Annotated in this window: 15 protein-coding genes; 8 read left to right on the top strand and 7 right to left on the bottom strand. The window is 37.8% G+C overall.

The features are described 5' to 3' along the window. Positions 1–44 precede the first annotated feature (44 nt). Positions 45–626 (bottom strand): nitroreductase, encoded by a 582-nt coding sequence (locus MKY09_RS02610; protein WP_342567506.1) that lies wholly within the window; start codon positions 624–626, stop codon positions 45–47. A 168-nt stretch (positions 627–794) separates the two neighbouring features. Between MKY09_RS02610 and MKY09_RS02605 the strand changes: the two genes are divergently transcribed. After that, positions 795–1,379, top strand: a complete 585-nt coding sequence (locus MKY09_RS02605; RefSeq protein ID WP_342567505.1) for a glycerol-3-phosphate acyltransferase — start codon at positions 795–797, stop codon at positions 1,377–1,379. A 68-nt stretch (positions 1,380–1,447) separates the two neighbouring features. Then, the gene (locus tag MKY09_RS02600; RefSeq protein ID WP_342567504.1) at positions 1,448–2,299 is read left to right on the top strand and encodes a DegV family protein; all 852 of its coding nucleotides are present in this window, start codon (positions 1,448–1,450) and stop codon (positions 2,297–2,299) included. Positions 2,300–2,375: 76 nt separating this feature from the next. Here the strand turns inward: MKY09_RS02600 and MKY09_RS02595 are convergent, their stop codons facing one another. Then, positions 2,376–2,864 (bottom strand): amidase domain-containing protein, encoded by a 489-nt coding sequence (locus MKY09_RS02595; protein WP_298473643.1) that lies wholly within the window; start codon positions 2,862–2,864, stop codon positions 2,376–2,378. A gap of 117 nt (positions 2,865–2,981) precedes the next feature. Between MKY09_RS02595 and MKY09_RS02590 the strand changes: the two genes are divergently transcribed. Beyond that, positions 2,982–4,004 (top strand): DUF2804 domain-containing protein, encoded by a 1,023-nt coding sequence (locus MKY09_RS02590; RefSeq protein ID WP_342567503.1) that lies wholly within the window; start codon positions 2,982–2,984, stop codon positions 4,002–4,004. A gap of 424 nt (positions 4,005–4,428) precedes the next feature. Here MKY09_RS02590 and MKY09_RS02585 read toward each other — a convergent pair whose 3' ends face one another. Further along, positions 4,429–5,466 carry an NAD(P)/FAD-dependent oxidoreductase gene (locus MKY09_RS02585; protein WP_298473640.1) on the bottom strand — a complete coding sequence of 346 codons (1,038 nt, stop codon included), beginning with the start codon at positions 5,464–5,466 and terminating at the stop codon, positions 4,429–4,431. 118 nt (positions 5,467–5,584) lie between these two features. Between MKY09_RS02585 and MKY09_RS02580 the strand changes: the two genes are divergently transcribed. The 5 genes from MKY09_RS02580 (at position 5,585) to MKY09_RS02560 (ending at position 10,215) form a co-directional block, all read left to right on the top strand. Continuing rightward, positions 5,585–6,385 (top strand): ABC transporter ATP-binding protein, encoded by an 801-nt coding sequence (locus tag MKY09_RS02580; protein ID WP_169361511.1) that lies wholly within the window; start codon positions 5,585–5,587, stop codon positions 6,383–6,385. Beyond that, the gene (locus MKY09_RS02575) at positions 6,382–7,302 is read left to right on the top strand and encodes an iron-hydroxamate ABC transporter substrate-binding protein (RefSeq protein WP_298473636.1); all 921 of its coding nucleotides are present in this window, start codon (positions 6,382–6,384) and stop codon (positions 7,300–7,302) included. Before MKY09_RS02580 ends, MKY09_RS02575 begins: the two co-directional genes overlap by 4 nt. A gap of 59 nt (positions 7,303–7,361) precedes the next feature. Further along, a complete protein-coding gene (locus MKY09_RS02570; RefSeq protein ID WP_298473633.1) occupies positions 7,362–8,360 on the top strand; it encodes an iron ABC transporter permease in 999 nt (332 codons plus the stop codon). Next, positions 8,357–9,364 carry an iron ABC transporter permease gene (locus tag MKY09_RS02565; RefSeq protein ID WP_298473630.1) on the top strand — a complete coding sequence of 336 codons (1,008 nt, stop codon included), beginning with the start codon at positions 8,357–8,359 and terminating at the stop codon, positions 9,362–9,364. The genes MKY09_RS02570 and MKY09_RS02565 overlap by 4 nt, the downstream gene beginning before the upstream one ends. A 206-nt stretch (positions 9,365–9,570) precedes the next feature. After that, positions 9,571–10,215, top strand: a complete 645-nt coding sequence (locus MKY09_RS02560; protein ID WP_298473627.1) for a glycosyltransferase — start codon at positions 9,571–9,573, stop codon at positions 10,213–10,215. A gap of 321 nt (positions 10,216–10,536) precedes the next feature. Here MKY09_RS02560 and MKY09_RS02555 read toward each other — a convergent pair whose 3' ends face one another. The 4 genes from MKY09_RS02555 to MKY09_RS02540 all read right to left on the bottom strand — a co-directional run bounded on the left by MKY09_RS02555 (position 10,537) and on the right by MKY09_RS02540 (position 16,593). Beyond that, positions 10,537–11,262: a glycerophosphodiester phosphodiesterase gene (locus MKY09_RS02555; protein WP_298473625.1), complete on the bottom strand. Its 726-nt coding sequence runs from the start codon at positions 11,260–11,262 to the stop codon at positions 10,537–10,539. Between the two features lie 896 nt (positions 11,263–12,158). After that, complete coding sequence (locus MKY09_RS02550) at positions 12,159–13,037, bottom strand: GNAT family N-acetyltransferase (RefSeq protein ID WP_298468000.1); 879 nt, start codon at positions 13,035–13,037, stop codon at positions 12,159–12,161. Positions 13,038–13,052: 15 nt separating this feature from the next. Then, a complete protein-coding gene (locus MKY09_RS02545) occupies positions 13,053–14,873 on the bottom strand; it encodes an ABC transporter ATP-binding protein (protein WP_342567502.1) in 1,821 nt (606 codons plus the stop codon). Next, complete coding sequence (locus MKY09_RS02540; RefSeq protein ID WP_342567501.1) at positions 14,857–16,593, bottom strand: ABC transporter ATP-binding protein; 1,737 nt, start codon at positions 16,591–16,593, stop codon at positions 14,857–14,859. Before MKY09_RS02540 ends, MKY09_RS02545 begins: the two co-directional genes overlap by 17 nt. Between the last annotated feature and the right edge of the window lie 137 nt (positions 16,594–16,730).

Raw genomic sequence — 16,730 nt, 5'->3', positions numbered from 1 at the left:
AAGCAACATCAGGGATTCCCCTCTTTTTGCTTGCCTTTTGCATTTTATTTTTGATTTCCAAAGAATGTTACAACTTCATCAATACTTTTACGTGGTTTTGGTTGAGGTGCTTCATTGTAATAACCGACCTGGAACATGCTGATAATACGTTCTCCAGATTGAACTCCTAAAGCTTCACGGAACTTAGGATTGTCTAGGAATCCTGGTGTCTTCCAGCATGATCCAATACCCTTTTCCCAAGCTAGAAGTTGGATGTTCTGCACAAGCATACTAGCTGCTGCATAATCCTCTAAACGTTCCTTTTGACGTGCATCTTCCGGAACAATGACAAATAGGTATGCTCCAGGATTTTTAAATTTCTGCATTTGCTTCTCTAGAGCATCCTCTGAAAGCTCTTTCCATTTCGGAATGCCAAATTCTTTTAACAGCTCATGTAATTCTGTTAAACCTTCCTCGCCACATGCTGCGATAAAACGCCATGGCTGTCTCATCTGATGATTTGGAGCCCAAAGAGCATCCTCCATAATAGATACTAATGTATCTCGATCAACTAGCTCTCCATTAAACAATTTAATAGATCTTCTTTGGATAATTGCGTCACGTACTGATAATGATTGTTCCGTCATATTAACACCCTCTTAATTGTCAGTCTTTTTTATCCTTCTAATCATACCAATTTCTATGAAACTTTAAAAGTCTTCAGTTACTACTAGAATTATGTATGCAGCACGTATACTTAGTGTAAAATATAGTATAAATAGGAAACAATACAAATGTTATTTTGAGGTGATCTGTTGGTTCTCTACTGGATTTTCAGCTATTTTGTCGGCAACATTCTTACAGCCTGGTGGATTGGCAAATGGAAGAAAACTGATCTTCGGCACATGAGAAGTGGGAACCTCGGTGCTAGAAATGCAGGCGCTGTACTAGGTAAGACTGCCTTCATCTTAACCTTTCTTGGAGATGCTTTAAAAGGGGTTCTCGTACTTTATATTGGACATTATTTAGATTTTTCGATTTTGGTTATTTCGATTGCAGCATTCTTCGTCATCATAGGGCACCTATATCCTATTTGGTTAAAAGGAAAAGGAGGCAAAGGAATAGCTACGTTCATTGGGGTATCATTAGCACTTAATCCATTTTTATTTGGAATACTAGCTATTATTTTTTTATTTTTCTTAGGTCTTTCCAGAAGTGCAACCTTAAGCATGATTTTCGCCTTCAGTGCATATGGTGTTTTATGCTTAGTTATACCTGAATACCGAGAGCTTGCCCCCTTATCTCTAGCTATTGCCATTATTCTTTTCCGTCATCGGTTTGATATAGTTGATTCCTGGAATGAACGTTGGTGGAGCAAGTCAAAAGAAACTAACAACTAGTCAATATAACACTTACATTTGAATATGCTACATTATTATCGTAAATATATATAGATAGGATGTACAGAATGATTCCACATAAAATTGCATGGGTTATTGATAGCAGCGCATATATAAATAATTATTTACAAGAACATCCCGATGTCTTTATAGTTCCGATTAATATACATTTCGGTACGGAGCAGTTTGTAGATGGTGTAGACTTAACGTCTGAGCAGTTATACGAACGAATTCGTAATGGTGCGGATTCTATAAAAACCTCCCAGCCATCAGCAGGTGAGTTTGCTCAGCTTTACTCGAAATTAAGTAAAGAATACGAATCCATCATCGCCATACATGTATCAAATAGTTTAAGCGGTACCCTTTCATCGTCTGTTGCTGGAGCACAAATTGCTCAAGTGCAAGTAGATTGTATAGACTCCCTATCACTATCTGCTGGAATTACTGGTTTAGTTGAAAAGGGTATTAAACTACAACATGAGGGACTGCCTTATACCGAAATAGTGGAACACCTAAAATCAGATGCTACTAAGTTTAAAAACTATATCTTAATCGGTAATCTTACTCAGCTATATAAAGGTGGACGTTTAAGTAGTGCCCAATTTTACTTAGGAAGTCTCTTAAAAATAAAACCAGTTATTCAAATAAATAATATGGGTCAGCTACAGGAGCTAGATAAGGTACGCTCCCATAAAAGAGCGATTCAATATTTAGTGGATAAAGTTGTAGACTCTGTTGAAAATGATGGTATCAAAACTGTTTATATTATGCATGCCAACGCTCTTGGGCAAGCGGAAAGCTTAAAAGAAACTATTTTGCTATCTTGTCCGAATTTAGATGTAACCATAGGTGAGATAAGCACCTCTCTTGCAGTACATGCAGGTGAGGATACAATTGCAGTCCTATGGTATTTGCCTTAAGTAAGAAAGACATTTTAAATATCAATGCTCCCGAGTAGGTTCGGGAGCTTTTATTGTTCTGGTATGCGTAATTTACTTAAAAATCATCCTTTACATGAAAGAATACATACTTCGTATTAGGGGTGTACGCATAGGAATCCTGATATTCCCAATATCTATTTCTACTGTTGTTTGTATGAGCATTCACGTACGGCACCCCGTCTTCAACCCTTGTAACAATCGTAGAATGATCCCACCTTCCATCCCCTTGGAAATCATAAAAGATTAAATCTCCTAGTGTTAGCTGGCTTGCGGAATTAACCTGTGTTGCCTGCAATCCAATAGTAGATCCAGCTAAGTACCACCGTAACGAATGGGGTGTCGTCCAGCTTAAGCTCCATGAATTATTACTTAACCACCACCCTTTTTCCCTATTTGGCTGCCCTCTCATAGGGGCCCCACCTGCCAATAAACATTGTGAAATATAATTTGTACAATCCACATCAAATATAGGGAAATTAGGATTATAGCTATTCCACCATTGATCCGCATATTGAATGGCAGCGTTTCTATTATATTTTGCCATTTTTACCACCTCCTCCTATCTTGTTTATATGTATTTAAGAAGAATATATGCTAGTATGAAGTTAACTGAACAATCTTTTATCTTTTATTCTATATTTTTGGGAAAGGAAGTTGGCTGATGCGACAACATGCAGAAAAGGAAATCTTAGTGCCGACTTTGCTCTGCGATGATAAGGGAAATTTAAATCCGAAGGCAATTGGATTCGCTAGAAGACCTATAATTGAAAGTAATCTTAAAGGTCACTATATGCGAAAGAAAAAATGGAATTATTGGTGCATCTTTGGAGATGAAGTCCTATTTTCAGTAACTATTAGTCATTTAGATTATGCTGCTGTCTGTTTTGTTTATTTCCTAAATTATGAGACGCAACGCTTTGTCGAAAGAACGGTAACTATTCCTTTAGGTACAAAGGTGAAAATGCCAACTAATGTACTGGAAAGCGTTCGATTACAGTCTGAGGAAATGTCCATTCAGCTCCTATATCTTCAAAATGAAACTCATATGACAGTTACAGTTCCAGATTTTGATGGAGAAGTTTTGCATGCTGATTTGGTTATTTCTCATCCACCAGATGAGGATTCTTTAAATGTGGTTATTCCATGGAATCGAACTCAATTCCAATTTACTGCGAAGCATCACCTCCTTCCTGCTAAGGGCTTTGTGAAGATGGGTAGTTCCTCTTATTCCTTTCAAGGCGAAGATAACTTTGCAGTACTAGACTATGGAAGAGGCGTTTGGCCTCGCGAGGCAATTTGGAACTGGGGCTTTGCATCTCAACGTGTAGGGGCAAGAAAAATTGGGCTTAACTTTGGAGGTAAATGGACGGATGGCACTGGGATGACAGAAAATGCTGTTATTGTAGACGGTCATTTGTCAAAGATTCATGAGGATTTAGTGTTTCAGTATCAAAATGCTGATTTCATGGTCCCTTGGAAAATTAAGACTAAGTTTTCTAAAGACGTTGATCTCACCTTCACTCCTTTCTTCCATCGAGTAGCGAAGACAGATGTTAAGTTGGTTTCCTCGGAAGTAAATCAGATGATGGGGTATTATAATGGCAAGATTCATTTAGAAGACGGAACAATTCTAACGATCCAGCAGATGTTAGGATGTATTGAGGAGCACAAGGCTAAATGGTAAAAAGGCTACCCAGTTAGGGAAGCCTTTTTTTGTGGAATGTTGTGCCTTCTCCTATTCTCCAGGTTAGGTGACACTTTTCTAGGTTTAGGTGTGGCTCCCCCAGTTAGGTGTTAATTGCTAACCTTTAGGTGGCATTCTTCACCTTTTAGGTGCACTTTTCATTCCATCTATGTGACACTTTTCTAAGTTTAGGTGCGATTCCACCAGTTAGGTGTTAATTGCTAACCTTTAGGTGGCATTCTTCACTTTTTAGGTGCACTTTTTATTCCATCTAGGTGACACTTTTCTAGGTTTAGGTGCGATTCCACCAGTTAGGTGTTAATTGCTAACCTTTAGGTGGCATTCTCCACCTTTTAGGTGCACTTTTCATTCTATTAACGTGACACTTCTCTACCATCCCTTGTCTTGGACAGTCATAGGGTCTTTAAATAAGCTGTTTTTGCATTTGTTTGTTCTTTTCCTTAAACATGTCGTTATGAGAGGATACCATGGCAAAGCTATGTGCATCTGGTTCAATGAATTGTTTCGCTCGGTTTACCGCATTTGCTGCATCTTGGAAAGTACCTGCAATTAAGTGTAGTTTTCCTGGATGAGCTAATATGTCTCCAGCTGCGTAAATACCTGGAACAGACGTCTCACTTTTACTGGTGCCGGCTACGTAATATTCATCCTTCACTGCTATATTTACCGTACTTTTTTCAATCAACTCTGCATCTCGTTCATAGCCATGATTGATAATGACTTCATCCACTTCAAGATAAGTAATTTCCCCTGTTTCATTGTTTGAAAGGGCTACCTGTTCAATAATGTCACGGTTATTAGAAGCGATCAGCTTAGTGATAGATGTATTGAATAAGCAGGTTACTGAGCTATTCATCAATTGAGTTATTTGAGCTTCATGTCCATTTAACGCATCCTTGCGGTAAGTAACAAATACTTTTTTGGCAATTGGCTCCAGTTCGTTTGCCCAATCAATCGCAGAGTTCCCTCCACCTGAGATGACGACGGTTTTATCCTTAAAGCGACGAATAGATTTGATCGTATAGTTTAGGTTACTAACCTCAAAGCGATCTGCTCCACGTATGTCTAGTTTAAGAGGGTTTAGGATTCCCCCCCCGATTGCAAGGATAATGGTTTTGGAATAATGAATTTCTCCAGAAGCTGTAGTTAAACAAAAGACATTGTTATCCTTACTAATTGCTTCTACCTTTTCGTTTAATACTACTTCCGGATTAAATGTTAACCCCTGCTCTACTAGCTGATGGATTAATCGTTCACCCGAGATTGGAGGCTGTCCCCCCACATCCCATATCATTTTTTCTGGATAAACATGAACTTTACCACCTAGCTGGGGTTGGAATTCAATAATCTTTGTTTTCATTTCTCGTAATCCACTATAAAAAGCAGAATATAAGCCTGCTGGGCCACCACCAATTATCGTTACATCAAATATATCACGCATACTGTAATCCCCTTTGAAATTTATTGTTGACTTCTGCCCAAAAATTCCATATGCTTTCTTTATGATAATGATAATCGTTTTCATTTATTTTATCAACTGTTAGTTTGGAGGTTTTTAAATGGTTCGCCTTTATACGGAAGATTTGTCTATAGGCTATGGAGAAAAACTTATTGTGAAGGAGCTATCTATACAAATTCCTGACCAAAAAATTACAACAATTATTGGCCCTAATGGCTGTGGCAAATCCACCCTTCTAAAAGCAATTACGCGGATTATTCCACACCAATCAGGATCTATATTGTTAGATGGGAAAACAGTTTCAAGAGAAAACACAAAAGTGCTTGCTAAGAAGATGGCGATTCTCCCCCAAACTCCGGAAAGTGCAAGTGGACTTTCAGTTGGTGAACTAGTATCCTATGGTCGTTTCCCCTACCAAAGCGGTTTTGGACGTCTCACCAAAAGAGATTATGAGGTAATAGATTGGGCAATGGAAGTGACTGGAACCCTTGGGTTTAAATATCTACCAGTAGATTCCCTTTCAGGAGGACAGCGTCAAAGAGTCTGGATTGCTATGGCGCTTGCACAGGAAACGGAAATCATCTTTTTAGATGAACCAACCACCTATCTCGATATGGCCCACCAATTAGAAGTACTAGAGCTTTTACAGAAGTTAAATGTTCAAGAAAAAAGAACTATTGTTATGGTTTTACATGATTTAAACCAAGCTGCACGCTTTGCTGATTATATTATTGCTCTCAAAGATGGCCATATTATTAAGGCTGGTAATTGCAAGGAAGTCATCACAAAAGAAATTTTAAGAGATGTCTTTCAAATTGATGCTGAAATAGGCTTGGATCCGAGGACAGAAAAACCAATGTGCATTACATATAACCTACTAAAGGGAGAATATAAAAAATGAAAAAGCTTCTTATACCAATATTGTTTTTACTTATCTTATTAATGAGCGCTTGTAATAATGACGAAACAAATGGAACAGCTAATGAAAATCCCAAAGAGTCTACTACTATTACATATAATTCAGAGGAAGGTCCGATTGAAGTTCCTGCTGATCCGAAACGTGTTGTGGTGGTATCTACCTATGCGGGGAATGTAGCCGCACTCGGAGTAAACCTTGTTGGGGTTGATGCTTGGTCGAAATCTAATCCTCAGTTTGATAAGTATTTCGCAGATGTAGAAGAGGTTTCAGAGGATAACCTAGAAAAAATTATTGAGCTAGACCCGGATTTAATCATTGGACTTTCCACTGCTAAAAATTTAGACAAATTAAAAGAGATTGCTCCAACTGTTACGTTTACGTATGGAAAAGTAGATTACCTTACTCAACATTTAGAAATTGGAAAACTATTAAATAAAGAAAAAGAAGCTCAGGAATGGATAGATGATTTTAAGAAACGTGCACAAACAGCAGGTGAAGAAATTAAAACCAAAATAGGTGATGATGCAACTGTCTCTGTTATCGAGAATTTTGACAAGCAATTATATGTATTTGGTGATAACTGGGGTAGAGGAACAGAAATTATCTATCAGGAAATGAAGCTAGCAATGCCTGAAAAAGTAAAGGAAATGGCTTTAAAAGATGGGTTTTATGCTTTATCGCTCGAAGTATTGCCTGAATATGCAGGAGATTACATTATTTTCAGTAAAGCAGGGACACAGGATAACTCCTTCCAAGAAACTGATGTATACAAAAATATTCCTGCCGTAAAAGAAGATCGAGTTTTTGAGGCTGTTGCTGAAGAATTCTACTTCAATGACCCAATTTCTTTAGACTATCAACTAGCGTTCTTTAAGGAAAATTTTTTAAACAGTAAATAGTGTACTGGAGGGATTCATATTGGAATTCCTCCTTCTTCATGTCAGAAAGGAACTAAAATATGAACTCTTCTCTGCATTTTAGTATTAAATTAATAATAAGCTGCTTCCTGCTTATCATTATGTTTGGCTTTGCTATCATCTTTGGAGCTGCAGAAACTAGCATTGTAGATGTGTGGAAAGCAATTTTTACATCCCAAAACAACGATTCAATAAATATTATTCGAGAAATACGTCTTCCTCGTGAGGTGGCTGCAATTATAGTAGGTTCAGCCTTGGCTATATCGGGAGCTATCATGCAAGGGATGACAAGAAACCCTTTAGCCGATCCTGGTCTACTTGGTCTAACCTCTGGGGCAAATGCAGCTTTAGCTGTAACTCTTGCCTTCTTACCGGCTACCAACTATTTAGGTATTACATTTGCTTGCTTTGTTGGTTCTGCGTTAGGGGCTATATTAGTTTTTAGTATAGGGGCTGCTAAAAAAGGCGGATTCTCTCCTTTGCGCATCGTTCTTGCAGGAGCTGCCGTCTCAGCCTTTTTATATGCCGTTGCAGATGGAATCGGTATATATTTTAAAATATCAAAGGATGTTTCTATGTGGACCTCCGGTGGTTTAATTGGTACATCGTGGAGTCAGCTACAGGTCATTGCTCCATTTGTTATAGCAGGCGTTATTGTTTCACTTTTACTATCTAGACAGCTTACTATTTTAAGCTTGAATGAAGAGGTAGCAGTTGGATTAGGGCAAAGAATTTTTTTAGTGAAGACCATTCTATTTTTAGTAGTTATCTTATTAACCGGCGCATCCGTAGCATTAGTTGGTAACATGGCTTTTGTTGGTCTGATGGTTCCTCACATCGTTCGGGCCATTGTCGGCACTGACTATCGATTTATTATCCCTATGTCCGCTATTTTAGGAGCTATATTAATGCTTTTAGCTGACACTATCGGTCGTACGATTAATATTCCATATGAAACCCCTGTGGCGGCAATCATTGCAATAATGGGTCTACCATTCTTTTTATTGATTGTTCGAAAAGGAGGGAAAATATTTCAATGATTCATCCCAAAGTTATAAAAAAACAACGTATATTATTTGTTAGCTTTCTAGTTTTAATTTTAGTGACTGCTTTCGTGAGTGCGGGAATTGGCTATTCTTCTCTATCCTTTGACCGCTTGATTCCAACTATATTAGGAGATGGCTCCTTTAAGGAAGAGTTTGTACTATTTTCTATCAGGCTCCCACGAATTATTATTACCTTACTTGCAGGCATGGCTCTTGCTTTATCAGGAGCTATACTCCAGGGGATTACTCGAAACGATTTAGCCGATCCTGGGATAATTGGTATCAATTCTGGAGCAGGTGTAGCAATTGCTTTGTTTTTTTTATTTTTCCCTATAGATCCTGGTTCATTTATTTACCTTTTACCTATTGTGGCATTTTTAGGAGCTTTACTTACAGCATTTCTAATCTATATCTTTTCCTATAATCGCGAAGTTGGACTCCAGCCAGTACGTTTAGTATTAATAGGTGTGGGCTTTTCCATGGCGCTTTCAGGCTTAATGATTGTTCTCATTTCTTCTGCTGATACTAAAAAAGTTGATTTTATAGCCAATTGGTTAGCAGGAAACATTTGGGGCGCGGACTGGCCCTTTATTTTAGCCTTACTACCTTGGTTGATCGTACTGGTTCCTTTTACCATGTATCGAGCAAACCGGTTAAATCTATTAGGACTCAGTGAGCCAGTGGCGATTGGTGTTGGAGTTTCCATTGAAAAAGAACGTATAGCCTTCTTAATAGTGGCAGTAGCTTTAGCAGCAGCTGCAGTTAGTGTTACGGGTGGTATTGCATTTATTGGTTTAATGGCTCCCCATATCGCGAAATCGCTAGTAGGTCCAAGACATCAGCTATTTTTACCAATTGCAATCCTATTAGGCGGCTGGTTATTGTTACTAGCTGATACAGTCGGACGAAATATACTTGAGCCTAGCGGGATACCAACCGGTATTGTAGTTTCCCTTATTGGTGCTCCTTACTTTATGTATCTATTGCTAAAAAAATAAGCGATATTTTGTTTAAGGCATGTGTCTATACACGGATAGATTCCCATTTAAATTCCAATAAGAAAGTAATTAAAAAATGGTTGATATCCTTTAAAAAAGTACTTAAGTAAAAGCTTAAGTACTTTTTTGTATGGAAGAATAAAATCAGAGAATAAAGCTAAAATAACAAGGACATTTTTCTAATTCTATAAAAAGGAGTAAATAGTATGAAAAATCAGTTTTTGAAGTCAACCGTATTGTTAATGGCCCTTGTTTTGATTGCCTCTCCATTAACTACAGAAGCGCAAGAAAACGTACCCCAAGAACAATGTGTTAGCCAAGCTGCATGTCAGCTGAAAGGAGACATAAGAAAGCTATGGACTGATCACGTCATGTGGACGAGACTTTATATTGTAAGTACGTTGGAAGGTCTTGACGATCAAGAAAAGGTGTTAGCAAGGTTATTAGAGAATCAGGAAGACATAGGGAATGCTTTCAAGCCGTATTATGGTGAAGCACCAGGCAATAAATTGACCGAGCTGTTAAAGGACCATATCCTCCTTGCCGGAAAAGTTGTCGATGCGGCAAAAAGCGGTAACAATGCTAATTTTGAAAGATACAATAAAGAATGGTATAAAAACGCAGACGATATAGCTGATTTCCTTAGCAAAGCCAATCCCAATTTGCCTAATGAAGAATTAAAAGAATTTTTGGAAATGCATTTAGAATTGATTACGGAGGATGTAAAGGCAAGATTGGCAAAGGATTGGGATTCAAGTATTATTGCTTTAGATAAAGGGATAGATCATATCCTCAAGCTTGCTGATACACTTTCAAATGGAGTCGTAAAACAATTCCCTAACAAATTTTAAAATAGTGTTGGACTACCAGGTTGGTAATAAACCAACTGAAATCACCTGAAGAAGAGCCCATTTTGTTCATTTTTTAAAATGGACTCTTTTAATTATCATAAAATACAGTTTATCAATGTATTTTCGATAAAATTTCATAGCTACATCAGCTTCGTTAATAGAATTAAATACTGTAACACCTGTCAGTTCACGACCTACTTCTTTATTCCGCTTTCCTATTTATTAGGAAAAGTACAAGCAAAGAATAGACGAGGTGCAGTAGTAAATGAAAGTTCATATAAAAAAGAAAGTGTGATTTTTTACTTTCACACTTTCCTTTTACTACTTCCCACTATTTAAGTAGTCTAGCATTTTCTTTGGGTAGTCAGTAAAAATGGCATCGATCCCAATCTCTTCTAACATGTCCACATAAGCTTCATCATTTACTGTGAAAACACGTACCTTTTTCCCGCTTGCTACTGCGTCATGACCCATCTTTCTTATAACCGTTGGGAAAAACGCATGTAACGCATCTGCTCCTACTAAATCTGCATATTTGTGAGGAGCAATCATTACTTCCATAAATAAAATGGCTGTTTCTATATTTGGTGCCTTCCTTTTAAAACTTTGAATTACCTCGTGATTAAAGGATGAAACGACGACACGATTTGTGAGCCGGTAATCTTGGAGCATTTCAATTACCTTGTCCTCCATCCCTTCATAAGGGAATATATCTGATTTCAATTCAATGTTTATATGATGATGAGTATCTTTAAACACATATAATACTTCTCTTAAGGTTGGTATTTTTTCTCCTCTACACTTTTGAGAATACCAAGCTCCAAAGTCATACGCTTCTAACTGGGAAAGAGTCATATCTTTGATAAAGCCTTGTCCATTAGAAGTACGATCAATTTTTTCATCATGAATGACGACAAGTTCTCCATCCTTTGTCATATGAACATCAAATTCTACTCCGAATATAGGTAAAGCCGCCGCTGCTTTAAATGCTGAGATTGTGTTTTCTGGATGAGTTCCAGCCGAGCCTCTGTGTGCATAAATTTTCATGGTATGCCCCCCTCATATAGATACATTAAGTATATCTTCACGTAGAATATAATGGAAATGAATTTTCTAAAAATTTCAAGAAAAGCGTAATCGCCTGTCTCTGCCCCGACAGGCAAATGGAGAAAAGCGAGGAGGCAGCTCCTCAGCCACCGCAGTTTTTATCCATTTGACCCCGAGGGGCAAGGCGATGGAGCTAGACATCAAGAAAAGCGCAAGCGCCTATGTCTGCCCCGACAGGCAAATGGGAAAAAGCGAGGAGGCAGTTCCTCAGCCACCGGAGCTTTTATCCATTTGACCCCGAGGGGCAAGGCGGTGGAGCTAGACATCAATTTATCCACAGGTTCAGAACTTTATAATTTCTTAACAATAAAAAAATCGTGATATCGACTACTATCACGATGAGGTCTACTAATAGCCACGGCTAAAGGAAACTAGAAAATGGTTCTTTACTTATGTTTTGACGGAATAGAGTTCCGTCTGGGGATTGCTATGTATTTGTGCTTGGGTGGTCGTGTCTTCTTTAAAATCATCCACTGTAACGTAAGTTGAATTTTTTGTTTTACATGGGTAATACGCATAGAATGTAACCTTTTGTCTGAATTCTTCATTGTTACATGTTGATCGTTTAACCCCAATAAGATCGCTCCTTTACGATTGAATGTTTCTACATTCATCTTATAAAGATATTATGAAAATAATATAGGCGTTATGTTTAGAGTTTGTAAATGTTTTCTTGTTACATATTTTTATGAAGATGTAAAAGCCGTCAATTGTGAAATCTTATACTTAACTAATAAAAAAAGATTGTAGAAAATCTCAAGTGTCTCTTGAGGTTATCTACAATCTAAATATTTCCGTCTTTACTTAACTAAATACAAAATATTTATCTAGTCAACTTACTGCAACACGTCATTTTTTCTATAAAACAACGTATTAGCTACTGTTTGGAAGCCTTGTTTTTCGTAAATAGAGAAGGCAATATCATTGTCGGTTTCTACGTCCAAATAGACTTGTGTCTTTCCAAGTTTATAAGCTTCATGCTTACACCAGCTCAATAATGCCTTGGCTACTCCCTTGCCCTGCGCCTCTTTATGCACACCTAAGCCAGTTATCCAAAGCTGATCTTCATTTTCTACAATGGTAGTTGTGCCTAAAACCTTTCCTTCTTGCTTAGCAAGCATTAGCTTGCGGTTCGGTGTTTGCAGGTTAAAGGCAATCATTTCCTGTGCCTCTTCTGCTGTATCCCCAAAAGCATTTTCTAGAACTTCTATTAGCTCTTCACCTTCATTTTGAAAAGGCGTCACTTCAAATGGACTATCCACTTGTATTGAATCTGCATTAGCAACCATCGTAATTTCGGAAAGCTCGTATGAATAACCCCGAGTTGCCAGCATATATTGTCCCGTCTTTGCAACGCTTGCAACTAACGCTATATCTCTAGAGGCTCCTCTTAGCTCTAAATTTCTTTGTAGTTCTTGCAGCAGTTTTCCTCCAATACCTAATTTGCGGGCACTTGGAAGAACTACAGCGCTCCATTCGTAATCTAAAGTAGCTAATCTATCAACAGCAGTTAATACTCCAACCAATTGATCCGATTCGTCGCTATATGCTAAAATACAAAATCCCTTTAAGAAATAATCTGTTAGCTCTGATGTATTTAATAAATGATTGTAATCAATTAAATCGACATGAGCAGCTTCCTCTATTAAGTTTTCCATCTCTTCCCGTGTTTCCATATCAATTGGAATCGACACTGTCATGACTGATATGTCCAAGTCCATACTTCCCTTCTAAATCTTTGAATTCATAAGCATACTATAAAAACGACCTTGCGCATTTATAAGATCCTCTTGTGAACCTGATTCTATCAGCTTTCCATTTTCCATGACAAATATTAAGTCTGCTTTTCTTACCGTATTTAATCGGTGCGCAATCACAAAGCTTGTTCTGCCTTCCATTAATCTCTCAAGAGCCTCTTGTATTTTCAATTCCGTAACTGTATCAATACTTGAGGTTGCCTCATCCAACAGCAAAATTGCTGAATCTGCGACTAATGCTCGTGCAATAGAAAGTAGCTGTTTTTGACCTTGACTGATTTCTCCACCGTCCGCCGAAAGAATTGTATCATATCCATTTGGAAGCTTGGCAATAAACTCATGAGCATTTGCTTCTTTAGCAGCCTGGATAATCTCTTCATCTGTAGCATTAAGTTTTCCATAACGAATATTTTCTTTTACGCTCATTTCAAAAAGGAAAGGGTCCTGCAATACAAAAGCCGTTTGGCTACGTAACGTATAGCGAGGCATTTGGTCGATTGCGATACCATCAATTATAATTTTCCCTTCATTTGTCTCGTAGAAGCGGGCTAACAGCTGCATAATAGTTGTTTTCCCTGCTCCGGTGGCTCCAACTAGCGCTGCTGTCTTTCCTGCCTCTACATGAAAGGAAACTTTTTCAATCGTAGGCTTTTCATCTTTTGTATTGTATTTAAAAGTTACATTCTCAAAAGTTACATTACCCTTCAATTTCAAATCTTTATTCTCCATTACTGTATCCTGCTCTTCTGGCTCATCAATAATAGCAAAAACACGCTCCGCACCAGCAATTGCAGAAAGTACAGTGTTGAATTGATTGGCTAAATCGTTTAGAGGTCTTGTAAATTGGCGGGCATACTCTGTAAAAATAACTATCTCCCCGATTGAAACATATCCGTGGTATGCAAGGACACCCCCAGCAGCGGCAACTAATGTAAAACTTGTATTGTTCAGCAGGTTCATTACTTTAGGTATGAATCCTGAGTATGTAAGCGCCCAAAACCCTGTTCTTTTCAAGCGTTCACTTTTTAAAGCAAAATCCTCTAGCATCCGCTGCTCCTGTGAAAAGGCTTTGACGATTCGCTGGCCAGAGATTGTTTCTTCAATCATCCCATTCAATTCTCCAACCGCCTGCTGCTGCTCCTTAAATAATTTGGATGTTCGCTTAGTAATCCATTTCATCGCAAAGAACATCACTGGAACAATAATTAGCGTAACCAAGGTTAGTAATGGACTCAACATAAGCATCACCACAGTTGTTCCTACTAATGTTAGTAAACTAGAAAACACTTGGATAAAGGAAGAGTTTAAGGTTTGGCTGACATTTTCAATATCATTTGTCATTCGACTCATCAGCTCACCGTGCTGACGCTTATCAAAAAAAGAAACAGGTAGCTTTTGAAGCTTATTGAATAGTATAGTTCGTAGACGATAAATAGTTTGTTGCGCTACACCAATCATCCAATAACTTTGTAAGTACATAGAAATAGATAAGAATATATAAACAACAATTAGAATGCCTATTAAGCGTGCTAAGCCTTCAAAAACACTTACTGTAATATATTCATCAATAATTCTCCCTACTAAATAAGGGCCTAACAAGGATAATGCAGAACTTACTACTACTAATAGCAGGACAACGATTAGTAAAAATCGTTGTTCATCTACTAGCTTCCATAACCTGCTAAGTACTCCTTTCCAATCAGATACCTTTTCTACTTTCTTTTTGTTATTTTTCTTCAAATCTTCCTTTGTAATAACGGGTTCATAGCCAAAAGGTTTACGAATGAAGCTCATCTTGTTCGTCCACCTCCTGTTGCGATTCTGCAATCTCTCTGTACAGCGAAGATTTTTTCATAAGCTCCTCATGCGTACCATATGCCGATACCTCTCCATTCTCTAAAAGAAGAATTTGATCTGCTCCTTTAGCAGTTCTAATTTTTTGAGTAATTACGAGCATAGTGGCATTTTCTCCTTCTAATGCTTCCCACAATGCATTTTCTGTAGCAATATCCAATGCACTAGTACTATCATCTAATAGTAAAATTTCTGGTTTACGTACTAAGGCCCGCGCAATAGAAAGTCTTTGCTTTTGCCCTCCAGACAGATTAACGCCTTTTTGACCAACTCTAGTGTTGTATTGCTCTGGGAAGCGTTCAATCGAATTGTGTATCTGCGCTTGCTTTGCAGCTTCCCTCAATAGATCCTCCGTAGCAGTGGAGTCTCCCCATCCAAGGTTTTCCTCTATACTACCGGTAAAGAGAATAGATTGCTGAGGGACTAACCCAATCACCTGTCTAAGTTCTTTTAATGGCCATTCCTGTACTTCTTTTTCATTGATAAGAATTCGGCCTTCTGTTGCATCAAAGAAGCGAGGAATTAGATTTAGCAGGGTCGTTTTTCCCGAGCCAGTGGCTCCCATAATGGCAAGTTTAGATCCTGGTTCAACAGTAAAGGAAACGTTTTGAAGTACTGGTGCGTTCGTTCCTGGATATGTAAAGGAAACGTTTTGAAATTCTAGCTTACCAATAGTAGAAAGATGCTCAGTCATTCCACCTTCAAAATTTTCTATCCCTTCATTCACCAGCAGTACCTCCTCCATCCGTTCTGAAGAAGCTTTTGCTCGGGAAAAGAATATAATGATGAAAGAAAACATAGAGAATGCACCTGTCATTCGCATAGCGTAATTGACGATCGCTACTAACTCTCCAATTTGTGCTCCACCCGTTTGGATTTCCTTAGCGCCAAACCAGAGAACTGCCATTAAGCTTATATTCATAACAAATAGCAAGACTGGGAGGATCAATTCCATAATTCTAAAGGCCTTCACATTATCCACCTTTAAAATGTTAGCTACCTTTCCAAAACGACTTGCTTCAAAATCTCCTCTTAAATAAGCTTTAATCAATCTTACCGCTTGTAAGTTTTCTTGGATTTTACGTGTTACATTATCTACACTTTTTTGTACCTTAGAGAACAAGGTCAGTCCTTTTCTGCTCATAAAATAAAGAAAAATTAATAGAAAAGGAGCACCAATTACTAGATATAGCGCAAGCTTTGGATGAACAATGAAAGACATGATAATACTTCCTATTACTAACAACGGTGCTCTAAGCATAATCCGAAGACCCATAAAGATAAGATTCTGAGTAATAGTAACATCACTTGTTAATCTAGTAATTAAACTAGAAGTCGGAAACTTTAAGAAAGTAGTCATTGTAAAAGATTGAACTTTTCTAAACAAAGCCTGTCGAATATCAAAGCCATAGCTCTGTACAGCATGCGAAGCTATAAAAGTATTGATGATACCAGCTAAAAAGGCAACGAAAGAAAGCCCTAGCATAATACTTCCCCAGAAAATAATAGATGATTGATCCCTTCCAACAATTCCTTCATCTATAATAACTGCAATTAACAGTGGCTGAATGAGCTCTACGGACAACTCAATCAACATAAAAAGTAAAGCTGTTACTACAAGCCATTTATAAGGCTTTAAATAAGAAAATATGGTCTTCACATAAAACACTCCTAAATTCTTCGTCACTCGAACTAATTACTGTAAAACCTATTATGCCACATCCCTACTATAATAAATAGAAAAAAATTAATAATCTGTTTATTTTAAAGATAGGGTATTGTAATACCCTAATGTTA

The sequence above is a fragment of the Psychrobacillus sp. FSL K6-4046 genome, from assembly GCF_038624605.1.
Lineage (GTDB): Bacteria > Bacillota > Bacilli > Bacillales_A > Planococcaceae > Psychrobacillus.
Note: the sequence above shows the minus strand (reverse complement) of the source record. Positions and strands in the feature narration are given on the sequence as shown.